Origin of the sequence: Sodalis sp. (in: enterobacteria) (assembly GCF_051710625.1) — a bacterium.
In the GTDB taxonomy this organism is placed as follows: Bacteria; Pseudomonadota; Gammaproteobacteria; order Enterobacterales; family Enterobacteriaceae; genus JBPESN01.
The window spans coordinates 113,209-125,063 of record NZ_JBPESN010000001.1 but is presented as its reverse complement, the minus strand read 5'-3'; the positions used below and the strand labels follow the sequence as shown (position 1 = coordinate 125,063).

The window sequence follows — 11,855 nt, the reverse complement described above, 5'->3', positions numbered from 1 at the left end:
GCTCACAAATACAAACGCGGCGGCAATGAACACGTTGAAATACCGAACCATCTCAATCGCCAGTTCGCTGTAACGGAGCCAAACCAGGTATGGTGCGGCGATGTGACGTATATCTGGACCGGGAAACTCTGGGCATACCTTGCGGTTGTTCTTGATCTGTTCGCGAGGAAACCGGTGGGCTGGGCTATGTCGTTCTCCCCGGATAGCAGACTGACCATCAAAGCACTGGAAATAGCATAGGAAACGCGTGGTAAACCAGCCGGAGTGATATTCCACAGCGATCAGGGTAGCCACTATACGAGCAGGCAGTTCCGATAGTTGCTGTGGCGTTACCGGATCAAACAAAGCATGAGTCGGCGGTGTAACTGTTGGGATAACAGTCCGATGAAGCGCTCCTTCAGAAGTCTGAAAAACGAGTGGATACCCGGTAACGGGCTACATAAGCTTCAGCGAAGCAGCTCATGAAATTACCGACTATATCGCGGGATATTACAGCGCACTCAGGCCGCATGAATATAACGGTGGGTTGCCACCAAACGAATCAGAAAATAGATACTGGGAAAACGCTAACACGGTGGCCAGCTTTAGTTGGCCACTACACGTTGTCTGACCGTTATCGCAAATTCACCTCATGCCAAGCCACTCTGGTGGTTAACGTTAAGGACTCTCCCGTATTGAGAATAACCTCTTTATTGTCATAATAAACCGTCGTCTGATAGACGGTGTTAGTGACAATTTTAAGTGTTTCGTTTACGTCGGTCAAAGAAAGAACAAAAACTTTGGGTGCCCAGCCACCATTAACCATTTTTATTAATATGTGATTATGTTCTTTCAATGCAGCACGCAATGACGCTTCCGTGAAGGCTTTACCATTATTTATGGGCAAAGAATAAGCGTTTTTTTCATTTAAATAGTCAATCATGTCCTGCCACAACGCCTCAATACGTTGCCACGTTTCCTCATCATAAATTTTATCAATATTATAATGACTTTGCCCTTATTAAGTAGCGTTCCCGTCAGGCATATCATCAACATATTTTTTGTTCATTAACATCGATGCTTCGGCAAGCAGATCCTAGCTTTCACTTGCTTCCATCTCCTTGAGTTTTTTAACCAATACCGATAAAAGTGGCAGCTTAATAACCTGGTTATATTTAGCAAGTTTCTTATTGCCATAAAAATCCCATGCTTTAAACACCATTTCATTCTGGCTCGTTTTTATCAAGCAGCCGGTACCCGGTGATTTAACACCATTTTCTCCTCTGGTCAAACTAGGAATTTCAACCAGCGTGACATAAGGCCGTTGAATAAATTTGATCACGCTAAAGCCATTATGTATGTGACCGTTAAGCATAACAATTTGCGGATAATCGCTAAATAACTTCTTTAACATTTCATCCTGATCATCAAAACCGCCAAATAGGCCCGCTTTCCAATGCGAAGCGTCAAAAGCTTGGTGGGTGACTATAAAAATGGGTTTATGGATATCGCTGTTTTCAGCCAGTTTTTCCTTCAACCATTTAACTAAATCATTATTTAAATGCATCATCTTTTTAAGACCGAGATCGGTATTCAAACACAAGACGTGATAGTCATTAAACCAAGCATCAATACACATGGTATTAGCATAATACTTGATGCCGAATTTATCCAAATAGTCATGATATAAGTTAACCAAAACCGGGTCTAAAGAAAAACCTTCTTCGACATCTGTTCGTACATCGTGATTACTCAACATAAGCATCATGGAATTATGCTGGAAAACAATCAGTTATGATCGATACTGCTTTATCTCTTTTAGCATGCGCATCCCCAATATCTCCTGCCATGATTAATGCCGTGGCGCCATTCTTCACCATATTTTTTAATGATGTGGTTAACACGTCATTCTCACGTTGACCGTCCTGATGAATGTCACTAATAACTCCAATAATTATTTTTTCGCTCCTTTGCGATTGCCAATTTTCGACTAACGTCGAGTAGAACTTACAGTCTTCTATTAGCGTTAATATGAATGCCGTGGATATTTAATATAACGGTTTTATGGCTTGTTGTTTCAACAGTCTGTTTTGTGATGCAGGATTGAATAAAGTGGATTACGTCGCAGAACAGATGAAAGGGGAGTGTCTTGTCACCAGTGATATAAATAAACATCTTTAGGTTCATTATAGATGACGTCTGAGATAAACCTGTAACATCGACGCAAATGACGCTGCTTGTTAAGAAATTAATTGTCGCCAAGACAAGCCGTCAATAGATTGAAACCGGAGGAGATTTCATCTTCCCGAATTACCTTACCTGACGTTAACCCTTTTTTTTAGCTACATGCTTACTACGGGAAATAGAGGCGCTGGATTGAGCATAGTTGTCCGCGCCAGGTAAACCAATTCTACTTAATCGGGGCCGCGGCTGGTAGAGCCTGGCACTGATAATAAGGCACTGTGGTCAAAGAGACGGCCATTCAGGATTCCTGCGCAACAAGTTTGTGTCATTTTGCGGGCTATTGAGCAGCCTAATGGCCCGGGATAACCATGCTGTTTTACAGGGAAGAGAAATTCGGCAAGAGGATGCTAGCGTTCTTTTATTGCCACGCTGTGGTCATGTTCACAGACGTCAGAATGTCGACATGCCTGCACCTCACTACATTGTGGACAAAAGCCATGCGCCTCTACCTCTTTATGTGAGAGAGTAAAGCCGGCCGCCGCCATACGCTGTAAAATTTTGCCTATGCCCTGCGTGGTCTGTCTGTCACCTGACCACAGCGGTCGCAGATAAAGAAAGCGGAAGCATGGGAAGGTTCCGCGAAATGATGGCACAGTACAAAGCTGTTGGTGGACTCGACGCGATGAACAAAATTTTGCTTAAGTAAAAAATCTAGCGTACGGTAAACGGTCGGGGGTTTTGCCTGCGGTTCAGATTGACGCAATAAATCCAGCAAATCATAAGCACTTATCGCACCGTTTTGTTGAGACATCAGCCGCAGGTCTTCCAGACGTTGCGGCGTCAGATGGACATTGCGCTGCTCGCACAATTCTTTGGCCTGGTTGAGAAGAGGGTTTTCAGTCGTTGTTTTCATGATGCTCCCCGGTTGCGGTTTCTCTGTCTATATTACCACGAATACACAAAAACCACGACTAAAGCTCGCTCAAGTGCTGTATAGACGGGCATAAAAATCATCGGTAATGCTTCCAGCAATCTTCAGAATATAATAAATAATCTGTTTATTATCGGCGTTCGTTTTTCGCTTTATATTAATCTTATGTGACGACAGTGTTTTATCCTTAATATTCAAGTGTGCGCAGATGGCTTTCGTGTTCTCGCCCGCCATTCACATGGCCAGGATTTGTCTTTCAGACTTGCTGAATCGCAGCGGTGCACATCGTTTTACCGTAGGGGCAAGAGGATACTTTTCTTGACCGGAAAAATGGCGCAACAGTTTACTAAAATCATCAACGGCAAGAAACTTGGAGATCACGATAACATTACTTTAATGGGGATAACCGCGTTATAGACAATGTTCTCGTTATTGATGAAAATGATGAAAAACGTGCGCGGCCGCCGTTCGATTAATGCCTTTAGAATACGATCATTATCTTGCATATGCATATATTTCTGACTGATAATGACAATGTCAGGCGTTAATTTGTGGCATAGCATGTCTAATTTCAAAACATCATTGAGAGTATAAATATTTTCTCCAAAACCACTTTCATTTAATAATGATCGCATGGCGCTACGGGTAAAAACACAATGATCAAAAATAAAGGCTGTTATAATGCTTAGTCTAGTAACTTTTTCATCATCGGGAAAAAGAGATTATTATTTAGCTACCATGTCAGACCACTCGTCAGTGCGCGTTGTCATCAATATCGAAGGCGCGCAAAGCGGTGGCGATGATATGAATCGGCCGTTATTAGCAGTCAAAAAACTCCTCCCAGTTTTGCAAAAAAGGTTTCACAATTGACGCATTGGATGGGTCCTTGCCTTAGACAACATCGACATGCATTTTCAATGCCCAGCTTTCTTTTGATAGAAAAGATTCAGCGTTTTGTAAATCTGTCCATCGGGTATTGGGACGCCATGTAAGCAATTTGAGACAAAATGATCCCATCAGCCCCCTGGCGATGGTTAGCCAAAGTTGATGTATACACGCCTTGACCGCGTGATTCCGCAGGAGTGGCAGCAACGCTGATAAGGGGTGCAGGGCGGCTGTATTACTGACGCTTTGGCCTTATAGTCACTGGACTAAAGTAAACTTTCCCGGGTGAAGAAAGGGAGCATCCGGCTAGCGTGGGTACATATCAGCGTGAGTCATCAATGATAATTATTCTAAATAGACATCCTCTGCGGAGCCATTTCCTTGGCATTGGGTTTTAGGCTCACTGCGCCGCAGCTTACCGCCCGTGGCTAATAACGGCATAGACATTATCATTATCATTATCATTGCGGCAGGCACGTCCGTTTTAATACCCATGCATGAGTATAGGTATGAACAAAGGGCGCCGAATGCCTTTCCGCTACATTACACATTAACTGATTATCGTGCCTGACCGAGGCGGGCGCTATGATACCGAGCTACACTGACGCCGGAAACTGAGGGCCGTCGTACCCGGAGTAGGCAGCTTAACCGGAGTGAATAATCACGTCATTTTCACATCGAGCGCACCGCCGCTGCCTGTTTAGCGCAGAACGTGGCTCATACGGGGTAGTCTGTGCCGCGATTTGAGTCTGCATCCCTACTTGGTAAAGGTTCACTCGCCAGCGGACTAAACCCCGGCGAGCGCTTTTCTGTGTTAGAATCTAGCGGAAGTTTCCCTGCCGGTGCCCTCTTTCACTGTGCTGTACGGGGATTTAGTCGCTTGAACAGACATGAAACCATCAGCCATGCTTGAAAACTGCTTACAACAGAACAGCCGGCCGTCCACTTCAATCTCGGCAGGGCCTATAACGCCTGCACCAGACCGATTCAGCGTTGCGCCTATGCTGGGTTGGACCGATCGTCATTGCCGTTTTTTTGCGCCAGCTAAGTCGCCGCGCGCTGTTGTACACGGAAATGGTGACTACCAGAGCTTTATTGTTTGGTAAAGGCGATTATTTGGCCTACCACGACGCGGAACACCCCCTGGCGCTACAATTGGGCGGTAGCGAACCTGATGCGCTGGCGCGATGTGCCAAGTTGGCACAAGAGCGAGGCTATGATGAAATCAACCTCAATGTAGGCTGCACCCTCCGATCGGGTGCAGAACGGTCGTTTCGGCGCTTGACTGATGGCAGAAAAGGACCGGGTGGCGGCCTGTATTGCCGCTATGCGCGAGGCGGTGACGCTGCCGATTACGGTTAAAACCCGCATCGGTATTGACGAGCAGGACAGCTACACGTTTTTGTGTGAATTTATCTATACCGTCGCCACGCGCGGCGGCTGCGAAACATTTGTAATTCACGCCCGTAAGGCATGGCTCAATGGCCTGAGCCCCAAAGAGAATCGCGAAATTCCGCCGCTGGATTATGATCGCATGTATCAGCTGAAACGGGACTTTCCGGCGCTCCGATTGATGCTTAACGGCGGAATCAAAACTCTACACGACGCACGGAAACATTTGCAAATGCTTGATGGTGTGACGATGGGACGGGAAGCCTACCAAAACCCATGCATCCTGGCGCGGGTCGACAGTGAACTGTTTGGCGATGCCGATCCGTTGCCGAATCAGACGGCAGTGAGTGATTGATGCGATGCTGCCTTATATCGAGCGCGAGCTGTCCCGAGGCGCGGCGCTGGGTCACATTACCCGTCACATGCTTGGACTGTTTCAGGGAATGCCGGGCGCCCGGTAGTGGCGCCGCTATTTGAGCGAGCACGCTCAGCGCCCGGGCGCGGGTATCGATGTGGTTATTAACGCGCTATCTTGCGCCCGGCATTAATAGCTGGCTTAGCGGTTTCAGAAATTTTTGCGGCACATAACGGTCAAAACCGGTGTGCCTACTGTATTCGCTGAACTGCCGTAAACAGTGTACCCCCGCTTTCTGATAAATACCTTGGAGCTTGTTCTCCACCGTACGGTGCGACAGGCCAAGATGACGGCCAATGACTTTGCTACTCATGTTTTGCAGAACAAAAAAAATGACTTCCAATTCCCCTTCGGTAAAGATCGGTTCCGGCGGATAAAACAGAAAATAGCCGGGGCTTTTACCGCATAGCTGCTTTCGCAGCGAGACGTCCTCGACTTTGCGCGCATGGAAAATGGAGCCGATACACTCTCGGCTAATCTGGTGATAAAGTGGATATTTATCAAATAAATAAGGTTGAATAAGCTTTTCCCGGCCGTAACAGTGAATTTCGATGGAATAGAGGCGATCCTGTTGCTTGATAGTGCAGCGGTCGTGGCGTTGAAAATGAGAAGCAAAATCCGCCACCGGTGACGGTAACTCATAATCGAAACGACCAGGAATGGTGAAGAGTGCTGAGTTAATATTCAGCAGATCGTAATAAGCATGGTTGGCATAAAGATAGCGCGAATCAAGATCCTTGACGCCCCAGGGCTCACGGGAAGATTCCCATACCATTAGCAGCTGCGGTGCTATAACGCTATCTTGAGTATCGCGAGATAGGCAATCGCTGTTCATATAAAGTCCTTCTTGCAAATACCACATATCCATTCTATTTTTTACCGAAAATATTATTTCTGATCCAGCCTGATTTCATATCAATTTATGTTTAACGGCGTTAAAATATTGCCCGAACTTCTCATTGTGTAATATTCCCTCGGCTCAGGTTATTAATGAGGTGATAAATAATTTATTTGTTTTACTACCCGCATGCCACCTTCTTTCAATTCCGTAAGCCCGCAAAGCAAGGGGCATTCGAGGGGTGGGATGACGTTGAGCGCGTGTGAATACGACAGGTCGCTGCTGGCGCGAAAGGTTCCACCCTTAGTAGGATACCCCCTAAATGAGGAGTAAGCGGGGAGGCTCAATGAAGGGCTATGTAACAAGTTACATCGCGGTCGAATTTGTCACACGCAAAGAATCACAGCCGTCAATCGGTAAGGGCTAGGCCAATAATCAGTCATCTTGAGGTGCGGAAAATAATCGGTCGAGCAATAGTATAATATTGATAAAAAAACTATGATGACGCTATTGTTATAATATTAATATTATATTTATAAAAATACATATTAAATTTTAATTCGTGGATTTATTGCAAAAATTTTGTGAGGTCGAATATATTTATGGTTGAATTTCTCTGTCTTGGAAGGGATTATCAAAGGTGGGGGTTATAATATGTCTAATATTGATGTCATGCCTATTATACGCACGCCGGCGTATATTAACGCCATACGTATTTCACCGGAGAATAGGGCGTCGGCGCCTGTGCAGATAATAAGGAGGTCGTGAGATGAAATGGCTGGATCATGAAGCAATTAAGCACATCAGTTACGGCGCCGCTATTCTTGCCAGCGGCGGTGGCGGCGATCCCTATATCGGCAAAATCATGGCACAGCGGGCCATTGCCCAACACGGCCCCATCCAATTAGTGACACTAGACGAGCTTCAGCCTGAGGCATTGCTGCTGGCGACGGGCATGATAGGTTCGCCGACAATCATGATGGAAAAGTTACCGAGCGGACAGGAATCGCTGCTGGCCTGTCGGTATATCGCTGAGCATATGGGCCGCCCTTTATCTGCCATCTACCCGATCGAAACCGGCGGTATCAATTCACTGTTGCCGCTGGCAGCCGCCTGTATTCTCGGGCTTGTCGGTAGCGGATGTCGATGCCATGGGCCGGGCTTTTCCCGAATTTCAAATGACCACGTTTTATCTGGATGGCATCAATGGCCGTCGTGGACGAAAATGCGAATGCCGCACTGTTCGAGGCACAAGACAGTCTCAAGGCAGAGAAGCTGGCCCGCGCCGTTGCGGTAAAAATGGGCGACTCCGCCGTTTTTGCCGGTTATCCGGTGACAATCGACCAGGCGCGGGTTTCAGGAATTACGGGCACATTGAGGTTGATGTGGCGCATTGGCGTCAAGGTTCAGCAGGCACGTGATGCCCGCCGCAACGTTATTGAAACCCTCGCGACGCTTTTGCAAGGCATCGTGTTGTTTCGAGGGAAAGCCAACCGGGTCAACCAGCGTGGTGAGGGCGGTTTCAACTACGGTACTGCCTGTTTTGTCGGCGTTGATGACGATAAAAACAGCCGCTTTGACGTGCTTTTTTAAAATGAATATCTTTTGGCGCGGCGAGAGGACTAGGCGCTGTGTATGACGCCGGATTTGATTATTCTTCTTGATGAAGAAACGGGGTTGCCGATTCTGGGGGAGAGGCTTTGTTACGGGATGCGTGTGGTGGCGCTCGGCGTTCCCGCTCATGAAAAATAGCGTACGCCGCGGGGAATTGAGGTGTGCGCGCCGCGGTATTTTCACTATCCGGATGACTATACGCCGGTCGAAACGCTGGCGGCCCGCTACAGGTAGAGCGCGTATGAGTTGGTCGTTGGGAATCGATGTCGGCGGCACCCATACGGATGCGGTGTTGCTTGATGCGCAGCAAAGAATTATCGCTCATAGCAAACAGCCGACGAGCGCTGATGTCATGCGGGGGATTGATCAGGCGAACGCGGCTGTGCTGGCGCAGGTTGAAGTGGATCGCGGGACCATACGCCGGGCAATGCTCGGCACCACGCGGTACACTAATGCTATTGTTGAGCGTAAAGGCTTGCAGCCGGTGGCGCATTTCCGTCTCGGCGCGCCGACCTCGCTGGCGGTGCCGCCGTTAACCGATATGCCGGCCGATTTTCGCGCGCGTCTGCCGGTACGGCTCGTCACCCTTGCCGGCGGTTATCAATATAACCGCGAGATATTATCGGCGCTGGATGAACAGGCCGTACGCCGGCAACTGTTGGCGGTAAGAGGGCAGGTGCGCGCCGTCTCGGTATGCGGTATATTTTCGCCCGTCGCCGCCGAGCAGGAGCAGCGGGTTGCAGCCCTGGCGCGGGAAACCCTGGGGGTGAAAACACCGGTGTCCCTGTCATCTGAAATCGGTTCCATTGGTCTCCTGGAGCGGGAAAATGCCACGGTGCTTAACGCGGCGCTAAGTGGAGTGGCGCATACCCTTACCAAGGGTTTTCGCCAGACGCTGGCGCGGCGGGGAATTATTCCCGAGCTGTTTTTCGGTCAAAATGACGGTACGCTGATGCCGCTGCATCAGGCGCAGATGTTCCCGATCCTGACTATCGTCTCCGGTCCGACTAATAGCCTGCGGGGCGCAGCCAGACTCTCCAATTTACAAGAGGCCCTGGTGGTCGATGTGGGCGGCACGACTACCGATGTTGGTGCTTTGTGCGGGGGATTTCCCCGGCAGTCTGCTGCCATGGCGACTGAGATAGGCGGAGTGCGTACTAACTTCCACATGCCGGATATTGCGTCTATCGGCCTTGGCGGCGGATCGGTGGTAATCTTGAACGCCGACGGTGCTATCAGCGTCGGGCCCGAGAGCGTGGGTTATGCCTTACCGCAGCGGGCGCTGGTGTTTGGCGGCGATACCCTGACGGTCACCGATATCGCGGTGGCCCGTGGCTGGGCGGACATTGGCGATGCCGCTCTGGTCGCCCATCTGTGCCCTGCAATGGTAACCCGGGCGGCTGAACATTATGTGGCCATGGTTGAAAAATGCCTCGCGCGTATGAATACCAGCCAGGATGATATTCCGGTCATACTGGTGGGCGCAGCGGCGCGGCATTACTTCCCATGCACCTCAAAAACGCTTCTGAGGTCATACGCCCGCCCTACGCTGGCGTCGCCAACGCCACCGGTGTCGCCATTGCTCAGGTCAGCGGCAGCGTAGATACCATTATATTACCCGGCGATGAACCTCTGGAGTCCTGCCTGCAGCGGGCGGAACATCAGGCACGGGAGGCGGCTATTGCCGCCGGTGCGCTGCCTGAAACGGTGGCCGTTATTGAGCTGGATTCGTGGCCGCTGGGGTATATGCCCGCAAATGCGGTCAGGATCCGGGCTCTGGCCGTGGGGACACTTGCGCCGGGGGGGGCTAGCCGGCGTCCGCAAGCGGGGATAATTCGTGGCGAATATGACTAAACAGTGGTTAAAACCACCAAGTCTCGACACCCTGCAGCTGGGCCTGATCAATGAAATCAGCGGGTTAACCCCATTGCAACCTGAGCATGCTTCTTGTATTAAACTGTTGAGATCCATTATCACCGCGGCGGCGGGCGCTACCCTGCCATTTGCCATTGAGGAGTCCTTCATGCTAGAAATTTTCTTCGTCATCAGGTTTTTTTTGATGCTGGTATTGACCGGTATTTCCGTGCTAGGCGTACTGGTGGCGGGGTCGCTGATGATGCTGTTTGCCGGGCTTTTCGTTACTGCGGTCAAATTGCTGCCGTGGTTGTTGCTGGCGGTGGCGGCGGCCTAGGTCTAGCGCACGCTGAAAAAACCGGGGCGCCGCCGCGCTCGCGGTTTAATTCCCGCCTGCCCGCCTGCGCTGACCCAGCGATACATAAATGGGGGGTGGATCACAGCTTGGAGTTTTCCTGCCCCAAATGATATTTTTTTCTTATGTGGGCTGCTAGGATAAACACGCTTAGACCCATTGATTTCAATGTTACCAGATAATAATAGCGGTGGTTAGCTGTATGGTCCGGTAATTTCTGCTCTGCCGGCACGTCGACTTTGATCACCCCGCTGGCGATCATGCTGAACAATTCATCGGCAGCGTGTTTCAAGCTGGCGCCATCGGCGATATAGCCATTTATCGACGGGCGCGTGACAAACAGCGAGTTCCTTTGGTTCAAGATCCCCAAGTTCAGCCCGGTGGCCAGCCCCGAAGAGTTGCCAAAACTGACCATTAATCCGCGGCGGCGGAGGCAGTCGAGAGAGCCTTCCCAAGTGTGTTTGCCCACTGAATCGTACGCTACGTTCACTTTATTTCCATCAGTCAGGGCCGCGACGCGTTCAGGCACATTTTCCTCGCGGTAATTAATTATTTCCCAGGCGCCCGCCTGTTTTGCCAACGCCGCCTTTTCCGCGCTGCCGACGGTACCTATCATTTTAGCACCCAGCGCCTTCGACCACTGGTAGACGATGCGCCCGACGCCGCCGGCGGCCGTATGAAACAGGAAAATCTCGTTCGGCTTGATTTCATAGGTTTGGCGTAGCCAATAAAACACCGTCAGGCCTTTTAAAAATGTGGCGACCGCCTGTTCAAAGGAGATAGCGCTAGGTAATTGGGCCAGTTTATCCGCCGGCACATTGTGCACGGTGGCGTAGGCGCCCAGTGGGGATTGGGCGTAGCCCCCCCCGGTCGCCGGGCTGAAGATGCTCTACGCCGGGGCCAAGCCTGCTCACCACGCCTGCCGCCTCGATTCCAAGTGTAGTGGTACATTGGAGAAGATGAGAGCTTGGATAGAGAGCTTTACCCCATATCGTTATACACATCTTTTGACCATTTTTAAGACATCCAAGCCATCCTATTGGCTTTTTGAGGTTCACACTGCCATTCTGAGAACAACCCGTATCTCCGGAAGGGGAGTAGCTGGAGAAGCTTGACGCCCGCCTTAGCTATAGATTTTGCAATCAATTCTGGACTGTCCAAAATAGCCATTTTTTATGGTTTAAGGGAGTCCAGAATTGTCTGCAAATTAGTCCAGAATATTTTGCGTCGCTACAAGTTTTGCCGATTTCGCGAGATTGACCATAAGTCACGCTACAGAGCAATTTGATGCGGAAACCGGCGAGGCTGTCGAGAACACCTGGCGGCAGGCGGGTGCCTTAACATAAGGGGCGGTTCTGCGGGAAAATGCCGCTTCGCCCCCGGGAGAACAGCATGAACAGATTACCTG

8 protein-coding genes and 6 pseudogenes are annotated in these 11,855 nt (G+C 49.7%); 7 read left to right on the top strand and 7 right to left on the bottom strand.

Annotation, left to right across the window (positions count from 1 at the left end; all coding sequences use genetic code 11):
• A pseudogene (locus ACTBDU_RS00900) lies at nucleotides 1-610 on the top strand (IS3 family transposase); the annotation flags it as partial.
• 3 nt (nucleotides 611-613) lie between these two features.
• Here ACTBDU_RS00900 and ACTBDU_RS00895 read toward each other — a convergent pair.
• The 4 genes and pseudogenes from ACTBDU_RS00895 to ACTBDU_RS00880 form a co-directional block, all read right to left on the bottom strand.
• Entirely contained in the window at nucleotides 614-922 is a 309-nt protein-coding gene (locus tag ACTBDU_RS00895; RefSeq protein WP_438805207.1) for a hypothetical protein, read from the bottom strand.
• 153 nt (nucleotides 923-1,075) lie between these two features.
• Nucleotides 1,076-1,747 carry a metallophosphoesterase family protein gene (locus tag ACTBDU_RS00890; RefSeq protein ID WP_438805206.1) on the bottom strand — a complete coding sequence of 224 codons (672 nt, stop codon included), beginning with the start codon at nucleotides 1,745-1,747 and terminating at the stop codon, nucleotides 1,076-1,078.
• 823 nt (nucleotides 1,748-2,570) lie between these two features.
• A pseudogene (zur, locus tag ACTBDU_RS00885) lies at nucleotides 2,571-3,076 on the bottom strand (zinc uptake transcriptional repressor Zur).
• 69 nt (nucleotides 3,077-3,145) lie between these two features.
• Nucleotides 3,146-3,328, bottom strand: a complete 183-nt coding sequence (locus tag ACTBDU_RS00880; protein ID WP_438805205.1) for a LuxR C-terminal-related transcriptional regulator — start codon at nucleotides 3,326-3,328, stop codon at nucleotides 3,146-3,148.
• A gap of 1,556 nt (nucleotides 3,329-4,884) precedes the next feature.
• On the opposite strand from ACTBDU_RS00880, the pseudogene dusA reads away from it, so the two are divergent.
• Nucleotides 4,885-5,919 (top strand): annotated as a pseudogene (gene dusA / locus ACTBDU_RS00875) (tRNA dihydrouridine(20/20a) synthase DusA).
• Here dusA and ACTBDU_RS00870 read toward each other — a convergent pair.
• Both ACTBDU_RS00870 and ACTBDU_RS00865 read right to left on the bottom strand, forming a co-directional pair.
• Nucleotides 5,899-6,561: a helix-turn-helix transcriptional regulator gene (locus ACTBDU_RS00870; protein WP_438805204.1), complete on the bottom strand. Its 663-nt coding sequence runs from the start codon at nucleotides 6,559-6,561 to the stop codon at nucleotides 5,899-5,901. The pseudogene dusA and the gene ACTBDU_RS00870 overlap by 21 nt on opposite strands.
• A gap of 763 nt (nucleotides 6,562-7,324) precedes the next feature.
• Complete coding sequence (locus ACTBDU_RS00865; protein ID WP_438805224.1) at nucleotides 7,325-7,513, bottom strand: hypothetical protein; 189 nt, start codon at nucleotides 7,511-7,513, stop codon at nucleotides 7,325-7,327.
• Between ACTBDU_RS00865 and ACTBDU_RS00860 the strand changes: the two are divergent.
• From ACTBDU_RS00860 to ACTBDU_RS00840, 5 genes and pseudogenes are all read left to right on the top strand, one after another.
• A pseudogene (locus ACTBDU_RS00860) lies at nucleotides 7,427-7,693 on the top strand (S-methyl thiohydantoin desulfurase domain-containing protein); the annotation flags it as partial. The gene ACTBDU_RS00865 and the pseudogene ACTBDU_RS00860 sit on opposite strands and share 87 nt — an antisense overlap.
• Before the next feature lie 82 nt (nucleotides 7,694-7,775).
• Nucleotides 7,776-8,045, top strand: coding sequence for a hypothetical protein (locus ACTBDU_RS00855; RefSeq protein WP_438805203.1), 270 nt, complete (start codon nucleotides 7,776-7,778; stop codon nucleotides 8,043-8,045).
• Nucleotides 7,939-8,376 (top strand): annotated as a pseudogene (locus tag ACTBDU_RS00850) (S-methyl thiohydantoin desulfurase domain-containing protein); the annotation flags it as partial. The gene ACTBDU_RS00855 and the pseudogene ACTBDU_RS00850, both read left to right, overlap by 107 nt.
• A 103-nt stretch (nucleotides 8,377-8,479) precedes the next feature.
• Nucleotides 8,480-9,841 carry a hydantoinase/oxoprolinase N-terminal domain-containing protein gene (locus ACTBDU_RS00845; RefSeq protein ID WP_438805202.1) on the top strand — a complete coding sequence of 454 codons (1,362 nt, stop codon included), beginning with the start codon at nucleotides 8,480-8,482 and terminating at the stop codon, nucleotides 9,839-9,841.
• Nucleotides 9,842-10,261: 420 nt separating this feature from the next.
• Entirely contained in the window at nucleotides 10,262-10,429 is a 168-nt protein-coding gene (locus ACTBDU_RS00840; RefSeq protein WP_438805221.1) for an envelope stress response protein PspG, read from the top strand.
• A gap of 100 nt (nucleotides 10,430-10,529) precedes the next feature.
• Here the strand turns inward: ACTBDU_RS00840 and ACTBDU_RS00835 are convergent.
• Nucleotides 10,530-11,385, bottom strand: a pseudogene (locus tag ACTBDU_RS00835) (NADPH:quinone reductase); the annotation flags it as partial.
• Nucleotides 11,386-11,855: the final 470 nt, after the last annotated feature.